Origin of the sequence: Neisseria bergeri, from assembly GCA_003044455.1 — a bacterium.
In the GTDB taxonomy this organism is placed as follows: Bacteria; Pseudomonadota; Gammaproteobacteria; order Burkholderiales; family Neisseriaceae; genus Neisseria; species Neisseria bergeri.
In genome coordinates this window covers 13,782-38,892 of record POWY01000001.1, presented here as the reverse complement: position 1 = coordinate 38,892, position 25,111 = coordinate 13,782, and the positions used below count along the sequence as shown (strand labels likewise).

General features: G+C 51.2%; 20 protein-coding genes and 1 tRNA gene. 3 read left to right on the top strand and 18 right to left on the bottom strand.

The features are described from left to right. Window positions 1-21: 21 nt before the first annotated feature. From DBY86_RS00240 to DBY86_RS00230, 3 genes are all read right to left on the bottom strand, one after another. A complete protein-coding gene (locus DBY86_RS00240; protein WP_002256891.1) occupies window positions 22-1,272 on the bottom strand; it encodes an ATP-binding protein in 1,251 nt (416 codons plus the stop codon). A gap of 81 nt (window positions 1,273-1,353) precedes the next feature. Further along, window positions 1,354-2,028, bottom strand: a complete 675-nt coding sequence (locus DBY86_RS00235; RefSeq protein WP_107818470.1) for a response regulator transcription factor — start codon at window positions 2,026-2,028, stop codon at window positions 1,354-1,356. 114 nt (window positions 2,029-2,142) lie between these two features. Continuing rightward, on the bottom strand, window positions 2,143-2,715 hold the full coding sequence (locus tag DBY86_RS00230) for an NADPH-dependent FMN reductase (RefSeq protein WP_107818469.1): 573 nt from the start codon (window positions 2,713-2,715) through the stop codon (window positions 2,143-2,145). A gap of 158 nt (window positions 2,716-2,873) precedes the next feature. Between DBY86_RS00230 and dacB the strand changes: the two genes are divergently transcribed. Next, window positions 2,874-4,283, top strand: coding sequence for a D-alanyl-D-alanine carboxypeptidase/D-alanyl-D-alanine endopeptidase (gene dacB / locus DBY86_RS00225; protein WP_107818468.1), 1,410 nt, complete (start codon window positions 2,874-2,876; stop codon window positions 4,281-4,283). Window positions 4,284-4,436: 153 nt separating this feature from the next. Here dacB and DBY86_RS00220 read toward each other — a convergent pair whose 3' ends face one another. The 8 genes from DBY86_RS00220 to rlmD form a co-directional block, all read right to left on the bottom strand. Further along, window positions 4,437-4,709, bottom strand: coding sequence for an MmcQ/YjbR family DNA-binding protein (locus DBY86_RS00220; protein ID WP_234403360.1), 273 nt, complete (start codon window positions 4,707-4,709; stop codon window positions 4,437-4,439). A 164-nt stretch (window positions 4,710-4,873) separates the two neighbouring features. Then, window positions 4,874-4,949, bottom strand: a tRNA-Asn gene (locus tag DBY86_RS00215). Window positions 4,950-5,041: 92 nt separating this feature from the next. Continuing rightward, complete coding sequence (locus tag DBY86_RS00210) at window positions 5,042-5,401, bottom strand: roadblock/LC7 domain-containing protein (RefSeq protein WP_003710368.1); 360 nt, start codon at window positions 5,399-5,401, stop codon at window positions 5,042-5,044. Between the two features lie 20 nt (window positions 5,402-5,421). Further along, a complete protein-coding gene (locus DBY86_RS00205) occupies window positions 5,422-6,066 on the bottom strand; it encodes a hypothetical protein (protein ID WP_003710371.1) in 645 nt (214 codons plus the stop codon). A 1-nt stretch (window position 6,067) separates the two neighbouring features. After that, on the bottom strand, window positions 6,068-6,604 hold the full coding sequence (locus DBY86_RS00200) for a GTP-binding protein (protein ID WP_003710372.1): 537 nt from the start codon (window positions 6,602-6,604) through the stop codon (window positions 6,068-6,070). Window positions 6,605-6,615: 11 nt separating this feature from the next. Beyond that, a complete protein-coding gene (locus tag DBY86_RS00195; protein WP_107818466.1) occupies window positions 6,616-7,713 on the bottom strand; it encodes a response regulator in 1,098 nt (365 codons plus the stop codon). A gap of 19 nt (window positions 7,714-7,732) precedes the next feature. Beyond that, the gene (locus DBY86_RS00190; RefSeq protein ID WP_107818465.1) at window positions 7,733-9,151 is read right to left on the bottom strand and encodes a tetratricopeptide repeat protein; all 1,419 of its coding nucleotides are present in this window, start codon (window positions 9,149-9,151) and stop codon (window positions 7,733-7,735) included. A 225-nt stretch (window positions 9,152-9,376) separates the two neighbouring features. Continuing rightward, complete coding sequence (gene rlmD / locus DBY86_RS00185) at window positions 9,377-10,735, bottom strand: 23S rRNA (uracil(1939)-C(5))-methyltransferase RlmD (RefSeq protein ID WP_107818464.1); 1,359 nt, start codon at window positions 10,733-10,735, stop codon at window positions 9,377-9,379. A gap of 105 nt (window positions 10,736-10,840) precedes the next feature. Here rlmD and DBY86_RS00180 point away from each other — a divergent pair, with 105 nt between their 5' ends. Next, window positions 10,841-11,821 carry a L,D-transpeptidase gene (locus DBY86_RS00180; protein ID WP_465119537.1) on the top strand — a complete coding sequence of 327 codons (981 nt, stop codon included), beginning with the start codon at window positions 10,841-10,843 and terminating at the stop codon, window positions 11,819-11,821. Window positions 11,822-11,899: 78 nt separating this feature from the next. On the opposite strand, the gene DBY86_RS00175 is transcribed toward DBY86_RS00180, so the two are convergent. The 5 genes from DBY86_RS00175 to rpsT form a co-directional block, all read right to left on the bottom strand. Beyond that, complete coding sequence (locus tag DBY86_RS00175; protein ID WP_002216588.1) at window positions 11,900-12,184, bottom strand: PepSY domain-containing protein; 285 nt, start codon at window positions 12,182-12,184, stop codon at window positions 11,900-11,902. A 149-nt stretch (window positions 12,185-12,333) separates the two neighbouring features. Next, entirely contained in the window at window positions 12,334-14,142 is a 1,809-nt protein-coding gene (gene aspS / locus DBY86_RS00170) for an aspartate--tRNA ligase (protein WP_107818462.1), read from the bottom strand. A 57-nt stretch (window positions 14,143-14,199) separates the two neighbouring features. After that, window positions 14,200-14,901, bottom strand: coding sequence for a DUF502 domain-containing protein (locus tag DBY86_RS00165; protein WP_107818461.1), 702 nt, complete (start codon window positions 14,899-14,901; stop codon window positions 14,200-14,202). Window positions 14,902-15,043: 142 nt separating this feature from the next. Next, on the bottom strand, window positions 15,044-16,192 hold the full coding sequence (locus DBY86_RS00160; RefSeq protein ID WP_107818460.1) for a phospholipase A: 1,149 nt from the start codon (window positions 16,190-16,192) through the stop codon (window positions 15,044-15,046). A 162-nt stretch (window positions 16,193-16,354) separates the two neighbouring features. Beyond that, window positions 16,355-16,618 (bottom strand): 30S ribosomal protein S20, encoded by a 264-nt coding sequence (gene rpsT / locus DBY86_RS00155; protein WP_002212556.1) that lies wholly within the window; start codon window positions 16,616-16,618, stop codon window positions 16,355-16,357. Between the two features lie 302 nt (window positions 16,619-16,920). Here rpsT and DBY86_RS00150 point away from each other — a divergent pair, with 302 nt between their 5' ends. Further along, entirely contained in the window at window positions 16,921-18,063 is a 1,143-nt protein-coding gene (locus tag DBY86_RS00150) for an extracellular solute-binding protein (RefSeq protein WP_101124032.1), read from the top strand. Window positions 18,064-19,148: 1,085 nt separating this feature from the next. Here DBY86_RS00150 and tbpA read toward each other — a convergent pair. Together tbpA and DBY86_RS00125 are read right to left on the bottom strand one after the other, a co-directional pair. Continuing rightward, window positions 19,149-21,896, bottom strand: a complete 2,748-nt coding sequence (gene tbpA, locus DBY86_RS00130; RefSeq protein ID WP_107818458.1) for a transferrin-binding protein TbpA — start codon at window positions 21,894-21,896, stop codon at window positions 19,149-19,151. An 86-nt stretch (window positions 21,897-21,982) separates the two neighbouring features. Further along, the gene (locus DBY86_RS00125) at window positions 21,983-24,106 is read right to left on the bottom strand and encodes a transferrin-binding protein-like solute binding protein (protein ID WP_107818457.1); all 2,124 of its coding nucleotides are present in this window, start codon (window positions 24,104-24,106) and stop codon (window positions 21,983-21,985) included. Window positions 24,107-25,111: the final 1,005 nt, after the last annotated feature.

Sequence of the window (25,111 nt, the reverse complement as noted above, 5' to 3'; positions counted from 1 at the left end):
AAGCCTTCAGACGGCATCTGTCTATTTCAGGGTTTCCTTGTCCAACAACGCCCGTATCAACAGACCGTGTCCGAAACGTCGGCTGTCGGTCAATTCCAAATGTCCGCCGTATTTTTTGGCAAGCGTGTCGGCAATCGACAGCCCCAGCCCCGTCCCCTGCTGCTCCGTTCCCAAAATACGGTAAAACGGATCGAGGACGCGGGCGCGTTCGGATTCGGGAATGCCGTTCCCGTTATCTTCCACCCACACGGCGAGATATTTCCCTTCGTCCGTGAAACCCAAATCTATCCTGCCTTCGGGCGGCGTGTAACGTACCGCGTTGTCGGCAAAGGTTTTAATCAGCGTATAGATTTCCGTTTCGTCGGCAGACACTTCGACATCGCCTCCGACCGCCACACCGATGTCCTGACGTTTTTCCAAAGCCAGCGGCATCAGTTCCTGCAACACTTGGCGGAAACGGCTTTGCAGACCGAATGTCGTTTTCGTCAGAGGGGTTTCATCCGACTGCGAACGCGCCAGTGCCAAAAGCTGTTCGAGCAGGTGTTTGTTGCGCCTGATGCTCTGCTGCAAAACGGCAGACTGCCGCGCCGCTTCGGGCGGGAGCGGCATATTGTTGAGCCGTTCCGCCTGAAGGGAAAGGGCTGTCATCGGCGTACGCAATTCGTGTGCCGCGTCGGCGACAAACCGCTGACGGTGGCGGATGTCTTCATCCGCACGTTTCAAAAGCAGGTTGATGGCGGTTACGAAACCTCTGATTTCACTGGGAATATTGTCCACACTCAAAGCAGACAGGTCATTGATTCGGCGTTGTTCGAGACTTTGCGACAATTTGCGGACGGGGCGCATGGCTTTGTGCGTAATCCACACGGTCAGCAAAATCATCAGCGGCAGTGCCGCCAACAGGGGCAACACGCTTTGCCGTGCCGCATCCGCCGCCAAATCTTCACGGTATTCGTTTTCCTGCATGACGGCAATCCGTCCCTGTTCGGTCGTGCGGATATAGACGCGGTAATAATCGTCGTCCCCGTCCGCCTGAAGCGTGTGCAGACCGTCCGCCAGATGCGCAGGCAGGCTGACAACAGGGTCTTCCTGCTGCGGCATCTGCACGAAAATGCGCGTATCGCCGTCGCCCTCGGGCAAAGTTTCGGGTTTGGAATCGGGTGCGACGTACAATGCCGCCTGACGGAGCAGGTCGTCCTGCAACGCTTCCGTTTCGTGGAAGGTTTCGTAGTAGGAAAACATACCTGCAAGCATTGCCAGCGGAACAAACATCCAAATCAGGGCAAGGCTGATTCTGACCTGAAGCGAATGTTTTAAAATTTTAAAAAAACGGTCCGGCATCTTCGTTCCTGTTCAGACGGCATCTTGACGCGGCATCAGCCAGCCGACACCGCGCACATTTTGTATGCTTTCCTTACCCAGTTTCTTACGCAGCGCGTGAATCAGAAAATCCACCGCATTGCTTTCGACTTCCTCGCCCCAGCCGTAAACCTTGTCCTCCAAATCCGAGCGCGACAAAATCACGCCCGGCCTCGCCAGCAAAGCCTGCAATACTGCAAACTCCTTGTTGCTCAATGCCACCTGCCGCCCCTCGGCAATAATTTCCGCCTGATACGTTGCCGGATTCAGCGAAATCACGCCGTTGGACAGGCAAACCTGTCCCTGACCGCCGCCGCGCCGCAACACTGCCCGCATCCGCGCCTTAAGCTCCGCCATATCGAACGGCTTGACGATATAGTCGTCCGCACCGCCGTCCAAACCGTTCAGCCGGCTGTACAGATCATCCCGCGCCGTAACGATCAGCACGGGGACGGTACAGCCTGCCGCGCGTATTTCCGACAAAACATCCAAACCATCGCGCCCCGGCAAACCCAAATCCAGCAGCATCAGGTCATAAGGCTGGGCAGCGGCCGCCGCCGCAACCTGCGCGCCGTTTTTGACCCAATCCACCGCATAGCCGCCGTCTTTCAAACTTGCCGACACCGCTTCCGCAATCATCGCATCGTCTTCAACCAACAATACACGCATCAACTTTCCCTTCAAAATAAACCGTGCCTATTCTAACACCCCAAAATTAGCCGCAATTTAGCAGCAACAAAAAACCGCAGAACCAAGATTCTGCGGTTTTTGACCGTTTCCAACCTATTTTGCGTGTTTCTCCACCAGAGAGACAAACTGATTAATATATGACTGAACAAAATCCCTTGCCGAGTCAACCAATTTGCCTTTTTCATCAAGCAGCGTCGGCGAATTGCCCAAAAACACTTCCGGCTGTCCGGTTACGGGCATATCGAAATAAGACAGGGCAAGACGCAGGTTTTTTTGCGAACTGTAACCGCCCATCTTGCCGACGGAATGGCTGATGATGCCGGCAGGTTTGTTTTTCCAAGCCACATCGGCATTCGGTTTAGAACCGATGTCCACCGCATTTTTCAAACAGGCGGGAACAGTGCGGTTGTTTTCGGACGTAACGAACAAAATGCCGTCTGAAGCCTTAATCGTTTCGCGGAAAGCCGTGTAGCTTTCGGGCAGCGGCACATCTTCCACCGCAGGGTCGTCATAATCGAAATTATAAAGCGGCAGATGTCCGATTTCGACAATTTCCGCCTGCCAGCCTTCTGGAAACATCTGTACCGCATTCAATGCCACCTTGCGTGCAAAAGAAGCACGGCGCAGGCTGCCCACCAAAATACTGATTTTCTTAGCCACAATCATTCCTCCTGAATATTAAGTTTGTGTGTTTCAATCATTTAATAATGATAGCGATTATTATATATGCGATTTCCCCTGCAAACAAGCCGGCCCGCCGCCCCGGCGTTCCCACTTATCCGGCTTTGCCTTATAATTGCTCTTTTTATGTAACAGATTCACCTATGAATTTCCCCAAAACAGCGGCCTTTCTGCTGCTGCTTCTCACCTCCCTCGCCGCACACGCGCTCGATACCGGCCGCATTCCGCAAAACGAAATCGCCGTATATGTCCAAGAACTCGTCAGCGGCAGGGTCGTCATCGACCACCGCGCGGATGTCCCCGTCAATCCCGCGTCCACGATGAAACTCGTTACCGCGTTTGCCGCCTTCAAAACCTTCGGCAGCAATTACCGCTGGGCGACCGAGTTTAAAAGCAACGGCAAAGTGAGTAACGGCACGCTGGATGGCGATTTGTACTGGGTAGGCAGCGGCGACCCCGTTTTCAATCAGGAAAACCTGCTTGACGTTCAAAAACAGTTGCGCGACAAAGGTATACGCAATATCACGGGACACCTGATACTCGACCACAAGCTGTGGGGCGAAGTCGGCAGTCCTGACCATTTTGAAGCCGACAGCGGTTCGCCGTTTATGACGCCCCCAAATCCGACTATGCTGTCTGCCGGTATGGTTATGGTGCGCGCCGAACGCAATGCCGCCGGTAGTACCGACATCCTCACCGATCCGCCTTTGCCGCATATTTTTGCCCAAAACAACTTGAAAATTACCGCCTCCCAAGCTGCCTGCCCTTCGGTCAAAAAACTGATGCGTGCATCTTTTTCGGACAATACGCTGAAATTGCGCGGCAATATTCCCGAAAGCTGTTTGGGCAAGCCTGTCGGTGTCCGGATGTTCGTACTTGACGAACTGATCCGGCAAAGTTTTACCAACCACTGGCTGCTCGGCGGCGGACGGATTTCAGACGGCATCGGCATAGCCGACACGCCGGAAGGCGCGCAGACGCTTGCCCTTGCACACGCCAAACCGATGAAGGAAATTTTGACGGACATGAACAAGCGTTCGGACAATCTGATTGCGCGCTCCGTCTTCCTGAAACTCGGCGGCGACGGCAAACTGCCCGCCGTTTCCGAACAGGCAGCGTCTGCCGTCCGGCGAGAACTTGCCGTGTCGGGCATCGATGTTGCGGATTTGGTTTTGGAAAACGGTTCGGGTCTGTCCAGAAAAGAAAGGGTAACGGCGAGAATGATGGCTCAAATGTTGGAAACGGCTTATTTCAGCCCGTTTGCACAAGATTTCATCGACACGCTGCCCATCGCCGGCACAGACGGGACTTTACGCAACCGCTTCAAACAAAGCGGCGGGCTGCTGCGCCTGAAAACAGGCACGCTCAACAATGTCCGCGCATTGGCAGGCTACTGGCTGGGCGACAAACCGATGGTCGTCGTCGTCATCATCAACAGCGGGCGCGCCGTTTCCCTGCTGCCCGACTTGGACAACTTCGTTGCCAAAAACATCATCTCCGGCGGCGACGGCTGGCTGGATGCGAAACTAATGTGCAAAGAACGCCGAGCCTGAACGGACAAAATATAGTGAATTAACAGGTTACCGCATTGCCGTACAGTTTGCAGTTTCACCGCCTTGTTCCGATTCCTGCCGACCCACGATGAAATGCCGTCTGAACTTGCACTGCCCCAACTGATAGGGTGCAGTCAAGTCCAGACGGCATTTTTATTTTTCCATCAAATCGTAGCTCCAATCCAACAGCGTCAATATTTTATCCGTTTCCGCACCATAATCCAACACGATACCGACCCAATGCTGCTTGTTCATATGGTATGCAGGTAAAAAATTTTTCCCCCGCCTCAAAACGGAAACCATATCAGGATTACTCTTCACATTAATGGATGTTACCTCTCCATCCCCCTGCAAACCCAAACGGCTTTTGGCAATCCTCCCGATTAGTGCATACCATTTCCCCCTATTCCCACCATGCCTCAACACGGCAGAATCGGGATATTTTATAAGAACCGTGCCGCATTGCTTCTCTGCGTATTCTAAAATCCGCCTTGATTGGGTCACAACTTTCCCTCCATAAAAGAATGCCGTACCGGATTCTCTGACAAAAACAAAACCCTCTAAGAAGATACTTAGAGGGTTTTGGAATTTGGCTCCCCGACCTGGGCTCGAACCAGGGACCTGCGGATTAACAGTCCGTCGCTCTACCGACTGAGCTATCGGGGAATAAGCGCGAATAATAAAACAGAAATACCGAACGTGTCAATATAAATTTACAATCGATTGCACTTTATCTGCAAGCCCGCAATCTTTATATGTTATATGGCTTCCGCAATATGCCTTGCCGCTCGTTTGGCATCCAATAGGATTAAACCAAGTTTGCCGGTTTCTTTTGCCATCAGCACCAACACGGCATCTTTACCCGCCTGACTTAAAAGGATATAGCCTGATTTTCCTTTAATCATCACTTGTTCCAATTCCCCGCAGGCGAGTTCTTGCACCGAACGGCTGCCTAAAGCAAGCAAAGTGGCAGAAATCGCCCCTACCCTGTCTGAATTCAAATGTGAAGGAAGCATTGTCGCCATCGGCAATCCGTCGGTTGAGATAACGGCAGATGCGACAATATCCGGAGATGTGTTGTTCAAGTCTTCCAAAACCGAAATTAATAATTGCTGCATAAACCCTCCTATCCCAAGTTTTACACGCGGTTGCTGTAACGACGGTATAAAATCCTGACCAAAGTAACAAATGCCTCTTTGCTCAAATCAGGTATGCCGCCGATGACCAAAATAAATTTGGTCGAACCGATATACAATGGGAAAAATGTCAATTCGCTCTGACCGGAAGGGTCGCAAACGCCCCAAGCGTTATTGTTGATATACAGGTTGTTCTTAATCAGCAGCCGGTGTTTCTTTTCCATCTGTGCGACTTCTGCCGCCAACAACCCCAACTCTTCCGCCGCCTCATGATGGAAATTGGCGTTGGCAAGATACAGGCCGTTCCGATCGACCAATAATGCCTTACCGCTGCCGGACAATTGTTCCATCAGCAACGGCAATTGCTCGTCCGACAGATTGATGCCGTCTGAATGACCGTTTTCATCGCCATAGAGAAATTCGAGTTTTTGCAAACGGTACAACAGGTTCAAAGCGGTATCGATGTCGGCGGTGTCCGCCCAGGCGAGCAGCTTCTCACTGCTGACCACTTCGTCCGCATCCGCTTTCAACAGGCTGTGCAACAAGGTCTTACCAGCACTGGGGGTATCGCTGGATACGGCATAAAATGCACCGGCAGGAGTCAGGCGGGGATATAAATTTGCTTGTAGTGAAAGTGTTGATTCCATATTAAACCTCCAGTCCCGGATCAATAGAAAATAACATTGCGCTAACCAATTGCTTTACGTCATCTTCCTTACGGGCATCAATTTCAAAAACCGGAACATTAAGATTATGTTTTGCAAGATATTTGTGATACACGTCGATACCGGGCTGAGAGCGTATATCCATCTTGGTAATACCGACAACGACGGGTGCCTTCTCCAGCAGCCCTCGAAACGAATGTAAAAAGAATTCCAAATCTTTCAACGGGTTGGTTCTGGCATTATCCAAAAGCAAGACCAAACCCATACTGCCTTGGCTTAAGATTTCCCACATAAAGTTGAACCGTTCCTGACCGGGCGTACCATATAAATGGACTTTGGTATCCTCATCCAAGCTGATGACCCCGTAGTCCATCGCCACTGTCGTATTCCTTTTCCTGTCCAAAGTCATATCGGATGCGGAAGCATCGGTCTGGACGGGTGCTTCGTCCGAAATAGCTGCAATGGCAGTGGTTTTCCCTACACCGACAGGTCCTGTGAAAATAATTTTATTTTCTCTCATCTCTCCGCCTCCTAGCTGCCCAACAGTTTTTTCATCAGCCTTTGCAGAAGGCCGCGCGGCTGGGATTGGGATGGGGTCGTGATTTTTTCCGCTTTTTTCACCATTTCACTATCAGAGGCAGAATCGGCCCCGATATTTATTTTATCCGCCATATCGGAGTATGCCTTTTGTGAAGCCGTTTTTAAATCTACCGACAAAAACCCGGTCGTATAGGTTGCCGCAAGATAATTCAGAATATCATCGAGATTTAAAGGCATCACTTTATACAACACGTTAAGGTTGACGGATGCCTTGGTCAGAAATGCCGACAAGCGTATCGATCCCGGCACATTTGCCAACCGGGTCAGGTTTGGCCAAGATTTCAACGTAAACGGAATATCGGGAGAAATCGGATAAATCAACCTGCCCTGCGCCGTCCAAATGGAAAACTGCCACATACAGGACATAATGCCTACTTTAGCCTTTTCGCGCCATTGCGGGTTATCGGGAACAGTCTTGCAACTGACCTGCAAATTTTCGTCTTTGCACAATTCTTCGAGTTTTTGCACACTTTCTGTCAGCAAAACCCGTTGTATCGAGGGGAAAACAATAAGGACCGGCTTATTTCCATGCAAGATAGCGATGTCCCGCCTGTTCTTTTCCGCAAACCGCAACGCCCCCAATAATCCCTTATTCGGGTTAAACCGGCGTATCGTAACCGTACGCTGCACATTCCCGTTGTTTTTCGCTGACCGGTCTGCGGGTGCAATAAACGATTTCCCATAAACATTCTCGCCCTGCAACAACTTGCGGAGCATAGGAAACAATGTTTCAAACCGAATCGGTTTGGGCAGGTAGGGAACTTCAGAATCGGGAACTTTCTCCGAACAGACGGCGACGGGTATATCCTTATAACGCTCGGCAAGCTCTTTCCAAAGTTCAAAACCGCCCTCGGCATCGGTATCCGCCAAAACCAAATCGGGCACGGCACTGCCGTCTGAAGGGGATATTGTTTCATAACGGGTGGTATTGTGCATTTTGAATGCCATTTTGAAAACGGATTCCTGCTGCGCCGTCATCCCCGCCAACATTACGCGTACTGTTTTAATTTTCGGCAGTTGAACTTCCATTTTTATTTTCCGTACCGTTTTATTTTTTTATATTTTGATTCATACGCTGCAGCAGTCGGCTCATCAGCATAACGACCTCTTCAGGAAGCCTGTCCGCACGTTCCCTCAATACCCTTAAAAACTGCCCCAACCTATCCCAATCTTCAGTACGTTCATAAATATCGATCAACGTAATATAAAGCTGGGACTCGTCGGGATATTTCAATACCGCCTGCTCCAACACATCCATTGCCGCCTCAATCTGACCATACATCAGCAACGACTCTACTTCTTTAACCGCATCGTCTGCCGGAGACGAACCGATGTTGATCAACGAAGAATCTTGAAGCACCAAATCCCGATGTTGCGCTTTGAATTTCTGTATATTTTTCGGCAGATACCCGTGCCCCATACCGATGTCTTTGATTTGCTGATCGTTCGGCCCCTTTTCCAAATCATCGAAAACTTCATGGTAACCCAAACTGTACCCCCACCCCAGCATCCGCTCTTTAACCTGTCTGCCGTAATTGCCCAACGTTTGGTAAAGTTTCCACAAATGTCCGGCAAAACGGTCTATATCCGCATGCTGATAGTCGAGTTTCAACGCATCGATAATCAGGTTTGCAGGTTTTTCGGAAGTTTGGATGGCACGGTCGTATTGTTTCGATGCCGTTTCGTAGCTGACTTTGTCTTTAAGGATTTTCGCACCTTGATCGGCGCGGACCAGGCCGGCAATCGCACCGATTTCCTCTTGGCTGATTCCGGACACGTCTTTTTTGCCCCGCACAATCGGGATGCGCTTGATTTCTTCGGCTCCATAAGCCTTACCGCCGGCATCCGGCTGGGGCGATGCGGAAGCTGCCGTCGCAGAACCGCCTTCCGCGCGTTTTTCAATCTCCTGAATGCCCCATCCCAAACCTTCTTCCGCCAAGACGCGGATACGCAAATGGTTTGAATCGCGCTGTAATGCCTGTTCGATATATTTTGCCAAAAGTTCGGAAGGAATCAGTCTGCCGTATTTTTGCAGATTGTCTGCCAAAACATCGACATCCCCCACTTCGAGATTGATATCGAGCAGCTCGCGGATAAGGTTTTCAGGTTTCGCTTCACCATCCGGAATGCCGTCCAGATAGGCAGCCAAAGACTCGGCAGCCTTGCCCTGATAACCGAACTGCTTATAAACCTGATATTCCGTCAGCGGATCGACTTCTTGCGCGGATACTGCCGCAGATGCGGTCTCGGCGCTCTCATTCCAAGAAAATCCCGTCTGCGTGCCGTCTGAAACCGATTGGTCAACCTGATCGACCCAGTCCGAATCATTGCTTCCGGGCGGCTGCCCCTGCGTATTGCCGACACCTTGGGATTTGCGCTTCGATGTTTTCTTACCCTGCTTCGCACGCATAACCAAAAGCACCAGCAATACCGCCAGTGCCAGACCGATAATTAATGAGTTTTCCAAAGGATACTCCCGATACCGTAACGAGCGGATAGCTGACTGCCTGCAACGGCAATTGTCCGCTTTTATTATTAACGATTTACTGAAATAGACTTGTAAGTTTCAAATCATACCATAATTTAACGTTTGACAATATGCCTTCTGCACAAGCCTTGCCATATGACCTTTTATGTTTTATACGTTTAAATGTATTTGTCGGGCACTATCTGTTTGCATCCCCTTCCTTAATTAGCCTTTACCTTTTATTTTCAATAAGTTACTTTCCTGTTGCGGCAACAAATCGAATACGGCGACAGACTCGGTATGGGATGTCTGGGCAAACATATTCATTATCCCTGCCCCGCCGAGTATATAGCCTTTTTCAACCAACACGCCCGCATCCCGTGCCAAAGTGGAAGGATTGCAGGATACATAAACGATTTTTTGCGGAAGGTAGGGTGCATGCAGCGATTTGACGACTTCATATGCACCGCTTCTGGGAGGATCTATCAGCATTTTGTCAAACCTTCCCCAAGAGGCGACTGTCTTTTCGGTGCAATCAAAGAGGTTGGCAGCAATAAAATCTGTCTGTCCGCCGCAACCGTTCAACCGGGCATTTTGCCTGGCGCGCCTGACCAGGTTTTCCGCACCTTCGATGCCGACCACATCCGCCCCGCTTTTTGCCATCGGCAAACTGAAATTGCCCAAACCGCAAAACAGGTCGGCAATCCTTTCGCCCCGCCGTATGTCGAGCATTTTCACGACACGTGAAACCATCAGCCGGTTGGTATCGGTATTGATTTGTGTAAAATCTCCCGGACGGAACGGCATTTCAATGCCGAACTCAGGTAATGTATATTTTAATGTCGTATCCTTTTGGGAATAAAACGGTTCCGATACCTTTCCTCCGATTTGCAGCCAAACCTGCCAGCCGTCCGACAATTCCGAATCAAACCACTGCCGAATCCGGTTTTCTTCGTTCTGCCGAAGTTTGCTTTTGAACGCGATGTTCAATACGGTGATTTCACTGCCGCGATAAAACTCGGCAAAACGGGCAACACTTCCCTCTTCCGCCAAATCCTGCAAAAGCCCCCTGATGGCGGGCAGCTTGTCTGAAACCGGCTTCGGAAGAAGCATACATGACGAAATACCCACCACATCATTCGTTTTCTTTGCCTGAAACCCCAGTTTCAGACGGCATGATTTGTCTAATGACACACTGAACCGCGCCCTGTCCCGATAATGCCATACATGTCCGTAAATCGGCGGCAATATCTGCTGCGGCCTGACCTTGCCGATACGCTCGAGCTGCTCTTCCATCATCCTTTGTTTGAACGCCACCTGCGCCGCCGGGGAAATATGTTGCAGGGAACAACCGCCGCAGCGTTCAAAATAACGGCACTGCGGGACGGTACGCTCATCTGAAACTTTGAATATCGCCACCGCCTCCGCTTCGTCAAACTGCTTTTTCTGTCTGACAATCCGAAAACCAACTCTTTCAGACGGCAATGCCCCTTTAATAAAAACCGTTTTGCCGCCAACCTTTGCCACACCCCTGCCTTCATAATCCAAGGCGGAAATTTCCGCGACATTTGTTTCCGTCTCCATTCCCAAAACCGTCCATACTGTACCGAAACGCATATTTTCGCACAAAACCGCACGGTTTCAGGTATGATTTGCCAAAACACCATCGAACGCACACTACATTTTGATATGAATAAAACAATCTGCCTCACCGCCGTACTGTCTATAACCAGTTTTTCATACGCAAACACCGTCATTCCCGATGTCTCCCCCGTCGCACAAGGTCAACATGTCTTCATTAACATCCCTCAGCAACGCCTGTTTCTCTACACCGACGGTAACCTGACCAAGGTTTATCCCGTTGCGGTAGGTCGGGCGATGACGCAAACCAATCTAGGCGAACATAAAATCGGGGCGAAAGCCTATAACCCTGTTTGGCACATCCCCAAATCCATACAGAAAGAACGCGGCGACGGCGTAAAAACCATAGCCGCCGGCCCGGACAACCCTTTGGGGCCGGTTTTTGTCCGCTTAGGAGACCCGAAACTCGGTTTGGGCATACACGGAACCAATGCGCCGGCCAGCGTCCCCGGGGTTCGGAGTCACGGCTGCGTCCGCATGAAATCGCCCGACGCGCTCGAATTTGCCAAAACCATCGCCAGCGGCTCGCCCGCCTCCGTCATCTATCAAATGGCGGGTCTCAATGAAGATGCGGATCGCAACCTGTGGCTTGCCGCCTTCCGCGACCCTTACGGTAAGAACAACCTTGACATTGCCTCGCTGAAAAAAAGTATTGCGCAATGGGCAAAAACACAGGGTAAAACCATCGCATCCGGTAAAATCGATGCCGTACTCAAAGACCGCACCGGATCGGCCGTCTGCCTGACCTGCGGCAAAAACGGCAAGATGAAGATGCCGCTCAAATCGCTGGCGTGGATACAGGGTTCTTCCTCATACAGCCAAGCTGAAGCACCTAAGCCGAAAATTACCCGGGTTAACCCTGTCGAACAGCCGGTTCCCCAAGCTGCCGAACAACCTCCGGTTCAAATCGTCCACCCCATTCCCGCCCTGCCGCCGGCCGATGTCGAGCCCGTTACCGAATCCGTACCTCAGGCAGAAACTGAAACTTTTAAAAATACTGCTTCCGAACCGTTTGATTCGCTGTTCTAAACCTGTCTCCCCACCGGAAAACAAAATGCCGTCTGAACATTTCAGACGGCATTTTGGTTCATCTTTCTATCAAAGGAATCAGCGATCGAGCTGCTCTTTGATGATTTTCAGGTCGGGGTAAGACAACACGATGTCGTATTCGCGGCCGTCTTTATAGGCTTCCACTTCCAAAACAGGTTTGCCCCAATGGTCGTCGGCATCGACATCGTGAACCTGATAACCGCGCTGTTCCAACATTTTCACGGCTTTCGTGCGGTTTTGTTCAAAATGGGGATCGCCGTAAATCTGACGCTCGGCAGAGTCGCCGGCAAATGCGGTTGCGGCACTCAGGGAAACAACGGCAGCCAATAACAGTTTTTTCATTTTCAGTCCTTTCTTAATCGACTTATTGAACAAGGGGTGTTTTTCAATGCCGCCATTAAAACACAGCAAAATTAGGTTTGAATTAGAGGGAAGTTAAGAAGCGTAAATGCCGTCTGAAAAAAACAGAGCCGTAAACGGCTCTGTTTTCCTTATGCTTCTTTGGTTTCGGCCGCCTTTTGGCGCAGGCGCAGGCTCAATTCGCGCAGCTGTTTGTCGTCCACACTGTTTGGCGCGTTGGTCAGCAGGCATTGGGCGCGTTGGGTTTTCGGGAAGGCAATCACATCGCGGATGGATTCGGCACCGGTCATCAGCGTTACCAGACGGTCGAGGCCGAATGCCAAACCGCCGTGAGGAGGCGCACCGAATTTCAGGTTGTCCAAGAGGAAGCCGAATTTCTCTTGTTGCTCTTCAGGGCTGATTTTCAGCGCGGCAAACACTTTCTCTTGTACGTCTGCGCGGTGGATACGGATAGAGCCGCCGCCGATTTCCCAGCCGTTCAATACCATATCGTAGGCGCGGGCCAGGCAGTTTGCAGGGTCGGAAACCATCAGGTCTTCATGACCTTCTTTTGGCGCGGTAAACGGATGGTGTACGGCAACGTAGCGGTCGGCTTCTTCGTCGTATTCGAACATTGGGAAGTCGACAACCCACAAAGGTTTCCATTCGTCCACGAAGTAGCCGTTGTCTTTGCCGTGTTCCAAGCCGACTTTGATACGCAATGCGCCGATGGCCTCGTTCACGACTTTGGTTTTGTCCGCACCGAAGAAGATAATGTCGCCGTTTTGCGCGCCGGCACGTTCGATAATTTCTTTCAGGGCGTTTTCGGACAGGAATTTCACAATCGGAGATTGCAGACCGCTGTCTTCGCCGTTGGAAAGGTTGCCCACATCGTTTACTTTGATGTATGCCAGACCTTTCGCGCCGTAGATGCCGACAAATTTGGTGTATTCGTCGATTTCTTTGCGGCTGAATTTCGCGCCGTTCGGCACGCGCAGGGCGACCACGCGGCCGCCTTTCATATCGGCTGCGCCACGGAAAACTTTAAACTCTTCCGTTTTCATCAGGTCGGTCAGCTCGGTAAATTTCAAGTCGATACGCATATCCGGTTTGTCAGAGCCGTAGTAGAACATGGCTTCAGAATAAGGCATGCGTGGGAAGTCACCCAAATCTACGTTCAAAGCATCTTTGAAGACTTGTTTCGCCATACCTTCGGTGATGTCCATAATTTCATCCTCGTTCAAAAACGAGGTTTCCAAGTCGATTTGCGTAAATTCGGGCTGGCGGTCGGCACGCAGGTCTTCGTCGCGGAAGCACTTGGTAATTTGATAGTAACGGTCGAAACCTGCCACCATCAACAGTTGTTTGAATAATTGCGGCGATTGAGGCAGCGCGAAAAACTCGCCCGGATGGACGCGGCTCGGTACGAGGTAGTCGCGTGCGCCCTCAGGCGTGGAGCGGGTCAGCATCGGCGTTTCAATGTCGATGAAGCCTTGCGCATCCAAGTAACGGCGAACGCCCATAGCGACTTGGTAACGCAGGCGCAGGTTGCGCTGCATCACCGGACGGCGCAAGTCGATAACGCGGTTGGTCAGGCGCACGTTTTCGCTGATGTTTTCATCGTCGATTTGGAACGGCGGCGTGGCGGCGGCGTTCAACACTTCGATTTCTTTGGCAAGGATTTCGATTTTGCCGGAAATCATTTTGTCGTTGGTCGTGCCTTCAGGACGGTTGCGTACGCGGCCGGTAATGCTCAAAACGTATTCGTTGCGGGCGGAGTCGGCAGCGGCAAACGCTTCGGGCGTGTCGGGATCGATCACGACTTGGACGATGCCTTCGCGGTCGCGCAGGTCGATAAAAATCACACCGCCGTGGTCGCGCCGGCGGTGTACCCAGCCTTTGACGGTAACGGTTTGGTCTAAGTATTGCTCGCTAATCAGACCGCAATAGTTGGTACGCATAAAATCACCTTTTATTGATTTAAACTGAAAACAGAAAATGCCGTCTGAACGGCGGCTTTATTGTTGTTCGGGCAAATCCGCCTTTTCAGACGGCATAGGTCCTGCCAATGTTTTGACGGGCAGGTCGTCAGGGATGACCATACCCAGCGAAATCACATATTTCAACGCTTCGTCCACGCTCATATCGAGTTCGCGCACATCGCTTTTCTTTACCATAATATAGTAACCGCCGGTCGGGTTGGGCGTGGTCGGGACATACACGGAAAGATAATCGCCATCCTGAGGCAATGCGGCCTTAACCGCATTCGACACCTGACCAGACACGAATGCGATTGTCCAAATACCCGATTGGGGAAACGGCACGAGTACCGGTGTTTTAAACGAACGGCTGCTGTCGGAAAGCAGGGACTCGGATACTTTTTTCACACTCGAGTAGATGGATTTCACAACCGGAATCCTACCCAACAAGCTGTCCCACGCGGCAAGAATCTGCCGACCCAATACATTGGCGGCAAATAATCCGGTTACAAACAATACGGCAATGGCAACGATAACGCCCAGCCCAGGGATATTAAACCCCAAAACATATTGCGGCCGCCATTGCTTCGGCAGCAGGTTGACAAGCTGGTCGGACGCGGAAACGATATAGGAAATCACCCAAACCGTTACCGCAATCGGCAGCCAGACCAAAATGCCTGTAATCAGATATTTTTTTAACGCCTTGGCAGCTTTGCCGCCTTCGGCTGCAGGTTCCGTCATCTTGCTTGATTCCGACAAAGTCCGTACAAACCGCACATTATACGCGTTTGCCCGGATTCAAACGAATTTTTTATCCCGCCCCGCCAAACCGCCGGCGGCTTCAGACGGCACGGCAACTTGATATACCGTCTGAACACGCGGTTCAGATGCCGTCCCAGTCGTTAAACATCAACCCGATACCGATACCGTTCTGCTTGTGGTTGTAGTCGATCAGGCTCTCGCCGTAACCGTGGAATCCGCGTACCACGCCTTTGAGTTTGCCCTTAATCGGAAACGTGTAGGCGGCTTCAATCGCGCCGTAGCCCGTTTTGGGGTTGTAGCGCAATACGGAATACACATTCTGCCTGTTGCTCAAACGATATTGCAATTTCACATCGCCGTAACCCATATAGTCGGCAATATCGGGATTGTCGTTTTTATCGTCTCCCTGACCGAATGCGCGCACCCACACGCGCGGAATCACCGTCAATTTGCCCCACTCCATCCCCGCCACGGCGTAAATCCTGTTCCAAGAACGCGACTCGGGACGGCTCTGTCCGTTGGACTGGTGGACAAAACCCGCACCGAGCATACGCAGCCTGCCGCCAAAGGGAAGGTCTGCCTTCACAGGCTGGGTCAGGAAAATTTCAGGTTTGTAATCCGTATTGCGGAACGGCGCGGATTTCCTGCCTTGGTTGTAAATCTGCCAATCGGATTTTTGGGTGTAGCCGAACCACAGATCCGCGCGGGTTTTAAACAAATCTTCGGCAATTTTGCTTTTAAACGAAACCTGCAATTTGGTTTCCGCACGTTTCTGCTGTCCGAATTTTTCCTGCGCAGTCGTACCGCGCGTCGGCGAACTCGGGGCATAGTTGGGCGAACTGTTGTACCAAACCGGCATAAGGTACATCGGATTATGTTCGCGCACGCCCAACAGCCCGCGCAAATCGTTTTTGTCCAAGTCGTACATCAAGCTCAAAGGCGTATAGATGTCGGCGGTTTCGCCCACACTGTCGGTAGGAAGCGCATCCCCGCCTTTTTCAACAACAATGACCGCCTCACCCTTATCCAGACTGCTGCGGACGGTTTCCGTCAGATTGAATACGGTTTTCGACTCCCGCCCTTCCTGCCCTGCCGAAGACGGAAGCTGTGCCGCAAAAATCCTGTCGTAACACGCCAAACGCGTAACATTGTCCGTCAAAGCGGCGCATTGCAGCGCGGTCTCTCCAAAAGCGGATGCCATCGGCAACAGTCCTGTCAAAAGGATATAGCGCATATTCCGTGTATTCATCTCCACCCCCATTGTCAGCATATTGGTTTTCAGACGGCATTTTATAGCGGATTCGGATAAAAAACCGCACCCTTTCCGCCATTTCGGGATTTTGCCCCCACAATGCAAAAACCCCGAAACCGTCAGGCCTCAGGGTTTTTTGCTTATTACATATAAAAAACCGCCTTGGCGGTTTTGCAAAAATCAAGCCAGTGCTTTTACTTTTGCAGACAGACGGCTTTTGTGGCGCGCCGCTTTGTTTTTGTGGAACACGCCTTTGTCGGCGATGCGGTCGATGACTTTGACGGACTCTTGGTAAACCGCTTGTGCGGCAGCTTTATCGCCTGCTTCGACTGCTTTCAATACTTTTTTCACTGCGGTGCGGAATGCGGTACGCAGACTAGCATTGTGGGCGCGTTGTTTGACGGACTGGCGGGCACGTTTGCGTGCTTGTGCGCTGTTTGCCATATTGGAATCTCCTGGAAGAAAAATAAATTCTGTAAACGCGCAATTTTAAAGGGGGTTTACATTATATGCAAGCCTTTTCTCTCTATCCGCCCGTCGGACACCCTGACAGCGCAAAAAAACGGCAAAATCGGGCGGACGTTTTTCTCCCCTTTTGGAAACAGGATAATTTTTTAGGAAAATCAGTCCAATATCGCTTTGAGTTTGCACAAATTTACTTTACAATGCCCAAACCTTGCGCCGGGGTAACGATGGGGCGCGGGGATTTCTTTTTTTCCAACCTCTTTCATCAGGAATCTGCCCGTATGAAAAAATCCGTATTAGCCGTTTTGGCCGCGCTGTCTCTGGCAGCCTGCGGCGGCAGCGAAAAAAACGCCGTGCAACCTCAAGCAGACGCTGCGTCTGCTGCCAATGCCGAAGCCGCTGCCACCGATACTCTGAACATCTACAACTGGTCGAACTATGTTGACGAGAGTACGGTCGAAGACTTTAAAAAAGCCAACAATCTGAAGCTAACTTACGACTTGTACGAAAACAATGAAACGCTGGAAGCCAAAATGCTGACCGGCAAATCCGGTTACGATTTGGTTGTGCCGGGCATCGCCTTCCTGCCTCGCCAAATCGAGGCGGGCGCGTATCAAAAAGTCAACAAAGACTTGATTCCCAACTATAAAAACATCGATCCCGAACTCTTGAAAATGCTGGAAACCGCCGACCCGGGCAACCAGTATGCCGTCCCCTATTTCTCCGGCGTAAACACGATTGCGATTACGGCGAAGGGCAAAGAGCTTTTGGGCGGCAAGCTGCCCGAAAACGGCTGGGATTTGCTGTTCAAACCCGAATACACCCACAAGCTGAAATCCTGCGGCATCGCCCTGTGGGACACCCCGAGCGAAATGTTCCCGATTTTGCTGAACTACTTGGGCAAAGACCCCAAAGGATCGAATCCTGAAGATTTGAAGGCGGCGGCGGAAGTGTTGAAGTCTATCCGTCCGGATGTCAAACGTTTCAGCCCGTCCATCATCGACGAGCTGGCGCGCGGCGACATCTGCCTGGCGGCAGGCAACGGCGGCGATTTGAACTTGGCGAAAGCACGTTCCGAAGAAGTGAAAAACAACGTCGGCATCGAAGTGCTGACACCGAAAGGTATGGGCTTCTGGATTGAGTCTTGGCTGATTCCCGCCGATGCGAAAAACGTCGCCAATGCCCACAAATACATCAACTACACGCTCGACCCCGAAATCGCGGCGAAAAACGGCATCGCCGTAACCTTTGCCCCCGCCAGCAAACCGGCGCGCGAAAAAATGCCTGCCGAACTGGTGAACACCCGTTCCATCTTCCCGAACGAGCAGGATATGAAAGACGGTTTCGTGATGCCGCAAATGAGCGCGGATGCGAAAAAACTGTCTGTCAACTTGTGGCAGAAAATCAAAGTCGGTTCCAACTGATTTGAAGCATTAAAAATGCCGTCCGAACGATGTTCGGACGGCGTTTTATATTGGATGGAAATAAAAAATATTTATACCGTTATGCCCGCGGCCGGAATTTCAGATTGCAGACATTTGTCAGGAAAAACAAAAAACCTTCCGCCGCCGCGCAGGCGAAAATCCTATCCGTTGGAATCCGGTTGTTTTAAATAAATCCTTGCAGCTTTGGTTTTCTGTTTTTCCGATAACGCCGTAACTTTGAAACGCGTGAAGCGGGAATCCGGCCCGTTGGGATTTTGCAACTTCAAATCAATCCGCAAACCGGAATCCCGTCATTCCCGCGAAAGCGGGAATCTAGAACGCATCCGCACGGAAACCCGCATCCCGTCATTCCCACGGAAGTGGGAATCTAGAACGTCAAATCTCAAGAAACCGTTTTATCCGATAAGTTTCCTATGCCGACAGATCTGGATTTCCGCCTACGCGGGAATGACGGACGGGAACGGCGCACGGACATTTGCCGGAATCTTTTGTGTCTCCATTCTCATACTCTTTTTAATGCGCTATTCCAAGAAAATAAGTTGTGCAGGCTGCTTTTTGCTTTTCAGACGACCTGCATCAACGGCTGCTTATCCAAGTTGCCTTTCAAACCGCCTGCAACCGCAAAATCTGCCGCAACCTGCTCCCTCCCCTGTGGGGGAGGGTTGGGGAGAGGGCATTTTCCAAGTTGCGGCAATCCCCCCCCCCCGCTCAAAAAATTCCCTAACCGCCCCAAATACAAGCCTTACGGCTTGTTGCCCTCTCTCTAACTCTCTCCCACGGGGAGAGAGAACTGGGTGGCTGTTGGGGTTGAGAGTTTTTGCAAACTAATACGGCTTGCTATTAGGAATATCTGAATCGTCATTCCCACGGAAGTGGGAATCTAGGAACCCCAACGCGGCGGGAATCTATCGGAGAAACCGAAACCCGACAGACCTAGATTCCCGCCTGCGCGGGAATGCCGGGTTTCGAGATTACGGTATTGTCGGGAAGGATGGGGAACGGTGAAAATTGTGTAAAAAATGCCGTCTGAAGCCTTTCAGACGGCATTTGCGGCGAGGGGGTGTTTAGAACTTCATTTCCAAGCTAAATGTGTAGTTGCGGCCGGGGGCGGCATATCGGTTGTAAACGCCGACATTTTTGTGTTGGTTGACTGCGCCGCCGGCAGTTTGCCGCACATTTTCCCAAGTAACATAGCGGTGGTTGAGGAGGTTGTACACGCCCGCACGGAGGGTGAAGTGTTTTTTAATCGTGTAATAACCGGACACATCCACAATATACCAAGGGCGGGTACGGCGCGCGGTGGCTTTTGTATTGCGGCTGTTGCCGTTGAGCAAAGCCCGGCTGCCCAACAACTCTGTGATTTCCTTGGCTTTGGAATAAGTCAGCATACCGTTCACACCCCATTTGCCTTCCGGTTGGTCATAGCCCAAGCCGACGACATAGCGCGAAGGTTGGATGGCATCAAACAGATGTGATTGAATATCGGTGCGGTCTGCGCGTTTTTTGATGTCGCGGACACGGACACGATTATAGGCAAATGTAGAATACCAACCTTCGGGCAATTTATCCCATACGCCGTTCCAATCGATTTTGCCCAAAACATTGATGCCGGTAATCCGCGCGCTTTGGGCATTGAGGTAAGCCGGGTCGCCTTTGGCTTCTTCTTTGCCGTTTTTAATTTGCGCTTCATAACCCCGGACAATCAAATCGCGGTAGGCATTGTTGAACCAACTTGCCTCCAAGTTGCCGAAATCGCCTTTAAACACGATGCCGACTTCTTTGTTGAACGATTTTTCCGGATCGATTTTGACGGCTTTTATTTTATCGCCCGACCGCCAGCCGTACATTTCCGCAAACGAAGGCAGGCGGAAGCCGGTTGAAGTGCGGTAAGTCAAATCCAGCCAGTCGGCAGGTTTGAGGACGATGCCGGCGTTCCAGGACAGGGTGCGGTGCGTGCCGGTGGAAACGCTGCCGTCGTCCGAATGCGTGCTGCGGTAGTCGTAGCGCAACCCCGCGCCGACATCCGCCCACCTGCCCAAACGGACATTGTCCCGAACTGCCGCGTAATAGCTTTTTCCGTTGATGCTGCGCGGCGTACAGTCCGTATAAGTATTATTGCCCAAGCGGCAGATTTGCCCCGTAACCACATTTCCCCCGCCTATGCTGACCCAATAGGGTTTGTCTTGGCTGCCGTTGGGGCTGATGTTTTGATTGCCGTTTTGAGTGGGTATTTTCGACGAATAGGCGCGGTTGGCATTTTGATAATAATAATCCTGATGGCGGAGGTCGGAACCAAAACGGTCAAAACCGAGGTTGACGCTCAGGTTGTGGCGGATTTTGGCGGTATCGAAGGATTTTTTGAATGCCGCCTGCAAGAGCCTGTGGCTTTCCCCGTAAATCACGCGGTCGGATTTGTAATAGGAAAACGGCTTGTCGGCACTCGGACGGCAATATTTGTCCGAACCGTCGGCAGAACAGTGCGTCTGCTGAAAATGATTGTCCAAACCGATACCCTGCCGGTCGTAAGAGAGGCGGGCATAATCCGCCCAAGTGTCTTTATCGGCATTGGTATAGACATATTCCAAACCGTAGCGGCTTTTGGTGTGCGTCTCGTCGTAAAACACGCCCGTACCGTATTCCGCGCCCACCAGCGCACCGTTTTCGCCGTTGGTAAACAGTCCGCCGTATTTGTGGTCGCCCGCGTATTTGCCGTTGCCGGACAAAGAACCCGCCTGTTTTTTATTTTCATCAAAAACCGCCTTGGTCAGGAATGCCGGAACCGTCATATCGCGCGTGTCGAAAGTTTGTTGCGTGCGTTCGAGTATGCCGCCGATGTAGTGCCGTTTGTTTTCAAAACGAAAACCCGGGCGGAACAGCCACGACCGGCTTTCGTATGAAAGCGGATCGGCGAGGAAGCGGTTGGGACCCGTGTAGTCTCGGGTGGAAACCGTTTGACGTTCGTCTTTGCCGACAACATCTTTTTTCGGATTCGCTTTACACGTTTCGTAATTCCCGCTTTTGCATTCTTCTTCAACGATGAAATTTGCGTACTGATTGGTATCCTCAACCGGCACCAGCCTGTTAAAGCTCTGAACGCCGCGTCCGGCGGCTTCGTGGGCGCGGATTTCCCCCGCGCGCCGACCCGTGTGGATCAGCAAAGCCTCCGCACCGCCGATGCGCCCCGCCAGCGCGATGGATTGGGTAAGCCCCCGGTTTTTGCCGGAATAGGCGGTTTTACTCTGAATGCCCCACTGCCTGCCTTCCCCGATAACATCGTCGGCGGTTTTGGTTTGAAATGCGACCGAACCCGCCAATGCGCCGCTGCCTTGTTCGACCGAGTTTGAGCCTTTGCTGATTTCGACAGCCTTGACGTTTTCATACTCGATTTCATTGATTGCGCCGCTGCTGCCCGCCGTCCTCGTCCCGCCCAATGCCGCCTGCGCGGTGTAGGACTGTATTTGCGCCAAGCCGTCTACCGTCAAGGAAACGCGGTTTTTGTCCATACCGCGTATCGAGTAGCCAGAGCTTGCGCCGCGCCCCTGTTCGACCACGGCGATGCCGGGGTCGTAACGCGTCAGGTCGCGGATATCGAGTACCTGTTCCTTGCTGAGGGTGTCGGCGGTTTTGACCAATTTGCCCAAACCGGTTACTTCGTTATCGCGGCGGGTTTTCTGTTTTTTGGCTTTTACCTGTATGGTATCCAACTGTTTTTCCTGTGCTTGTCCGGCTTGCACATTTTCTGCATAAACGGGCAGCGCGGTCATTAAAGACAGGCATAAAATATTTAATCGGAACAAATGTTGCTGTTGCATAGTGTTTCCCTACTCTTCGCTTTCAGACGGCATCGGAAGAAGCGATGCCGTCTGAAGCCTTATTCTCGATTGTTCGGCAGCCGTGCTTATTGCACAAGCTGTTGGCGTTTCGCACCGAATACCACGGTCGCACTGTTGGCGGCTGACGTACCTGACCCCGAAGCGGACGGCTGCGCCTGACTGTCGCCCGGATAGGCAAACCATCCGCCCATTTCTTCGGCTTTGGGCCCGTAAAAACCGCCGGTTACAGTGGCATTGATGCTCGCTTTATGGGAGGCTTCCGTATTTTTCGGATCCAGCGCAAAGCCGCCATCACCGGTTTTCGCCGTACCTTCAAAGCCGTTGCCCTGAATCGTTCCCTCAATGGTAAAGGTTGCCGCCTGCCTGTTTTCAGCGGTTAACGTGCCGTTAATTTTTTTCTCGCCAAAATTCACGGTAAAGTCCGCCTTGTTGCCACTCGTTGCATTGGAAGCATTGCCGCTCCAGCTTGTGCCGTTGGCAATATGCCCGTACCAAGACCCCCGATAAACGATGTTTTGGTCGTTTGGAATCTCTTTTTCATCGGTGCGCTCGCCTTGTAAGAACATACTCTGCGCGTCCGTTTGGGCGGCGGCGGTTGGGCTGCCGTTGCCGCCTTCCCCCGTGTTGCCGGCGGTTTTGCGTGTCAGCAACCCGTATTTCAGATAATTGAGGTTGGAACAGCAGACTTCGACTTCATAGGTTTTTGTTTTGCCATTGGTATCACCTGCCGTATTTGAAGCGGCTGGATTGCCATTCTCCGCCGTACCTGCTTGAGTGTCTTTTTCATCGCTTTTCGGCGTGTAGGTTGTTTTGTAGGTAAAGGCTGTTCCGCCGTTTGTACCTTGATTGGCTTGATTGTTCCCGCTTTCGGAATCCTCGGGCAGGAGCGGAATCATAATGCCGTCGACAACCAGTTGGGCGGCGTTGCTGAAGTTGTCGAGATTTTTGATTGCTGTGTCGCCGTGCGTCAGCTCGACCGCATCCAAAACCGTGGTCAGCTTACCGTTTTCAGACGGCATATCTGCCGCACCGCCCGATGCTGCCGCACCTGTGCCGCCTGAAGCCGCCGCAGTATTGCCATTTGCGGTGTTGTCTCTGGTTTTCGCGCTGCCGACAACGGCAACTTTTTTATCGTCGCTCAAAAAGCGGAAACCCAATTCCTCACCCTTCGGGCCGAAAAAGCCGCCGCTCAAAGAAGACGAGTCGGAAACAAAGGGATGTTGTTTGGTTTCGCCGTTGCCGGGTTTGTCGGTTGCCATCGCCTTGCCGTTGAAGCGGTTGCCTGTTACTTGAGCCTCAAGGCTGTAGTATTGGGTGGTGGCTTGGTTGTTACCGGTATTCGCATTGTTGCGTATCAATTTGCCCGTCAATTTTTTATTATTGAAATCCACTTCTAAATTCGAGGTAAATCCATAACCCTCGTGACCGCTTTGTAAAGTCGCTTCATTTTTATTGGAATATTCCTCGCCGTCATCGCCCGAAAATCCGCTATACCTGTCGCCTTGTTTTTTCGAAGGCTGGATAATATCGCGAAAATTTTGGGATTTTTTGACATCGGTCGCAAAATGCCACACACCTTTATAGGTAACTGTTCCAGAAGCGGGAAGTTGTCGGGAAGGTTCTTTGCCGTGATAAAAGATATAGCCGTCGTCGCCTTGTTGTGCAATTTTATTTGGCAAATCACGATTTTGTTTAGCGTGTTTGTAAAACCAACCAGAATAAACATATTGGAAATTTTCGTGATCTGTTGCCTTATTTTTAGGTTGATTTACACCGTTGCCAGCGCTGCCGCTTTGATGGTTTGATGGTGTGAGATAGGGGGAAGAATAAATATTGCTGTCGTCGTCTGTTTCTACTTTTTCAATAACCGATTTTTGCCGTTTAGGGAGTTCCTTGGGTTCTGTCGGCAATCCTGTCGCCTCCCAATCACCCTCGTTCAGTTTAACCTCGTCTTCTTTTGCCAACGGATACCAATTCCTCCGTTTCAACCTCATCGCAAAACCGTATCCGCCTTGGTCTTTTTGGGCTTTCGGCTTTTCGGAAGAAACATCTTGATACTTTGGCGCGGGACGCGGGGCTTCGGTATCGACAGAATCAAGATCGAAGCTGCCGCCGCCTCCGCCCAGACAAGCACTCAACAAAAACACCGGCAGCACCATAGCAGCCTGATTTACCAATGGATTGTTCATATAAACCCAATTCAATTAAAGAATGATAAAGATTATTATTTTATTTATTTTTAACAAATTTGCAAATGCTTTTTTATTTTTTTAGGGAATACACCAAAATCCCGTCATTCCCGCGCAGGCGGGAATCCGAACGCGTCCGCACGGAAACCTATATCCCATCATTCCCACGTATATCCCGTCATTCCCACGAAAGTGGGAATCCAGTTCGTTCGGTTTCGCTTGTTTTAAGTTTCGGGTAACTTCCACTTCGTCATTCCCGCGCAGGCGGGAATCCAGTTTTTTGAGTTTCAGTCATTCCCGATAAATTGCCTTAGCATTGAATGTCTAGATTCCCGCCTGCGCGGGAATGACGGGATTTGAGATTGCGGCATTTATCGGGAGCAACAGAAGCCGCTCTGCCGTCATTCCCACGAAAGTGGGAATCTAGGACATAAAATCTAAAGAAACCGTTTTTCCCGATAAGTTTCCGCACCGACAGACCTAGATTCCCGCCTGCGCGGGAATGACGAATCCATCCATACGGAAACCTGCATCCCGTCATTCCCACGAAAGTGGGAATCCAGTTTTTTGAGTTTCAGTCATTCCCGATAAATTGCCTTAGCATTGAATGTCTAGATTCCCGCCTGCGTGGGAATGACGGCGGAGCGGTTTCTGTTTTTTCCGGTAAATACCCACAAGCTAAAATCCCGTTATTTTCACAAAAACAGAAAACCAAAAACAGCAACCTGAAATTCGTCATTTCCGCGCAGGCGGGAATCCAGTTTTTTGAGTTTCAGTCATTTCCGAGAAATTGCCTTAGCATTGAATGTCTAGATTCCCGCCTGCGCGGGAATGACGAATCCATCCATACGGAAACCTGCATCCCGTCATTCCCACGAAAGTGGGAATCCAGGACGCAAAATCTCAAGAAACCGTTTTACCCGATAAGTTTCCGCACCGACAGACCTAGATTCCCGCCTTCGCGGGAATGACGGCGGAGCGGTTTCTGTTTTTTCCGGTAAATAC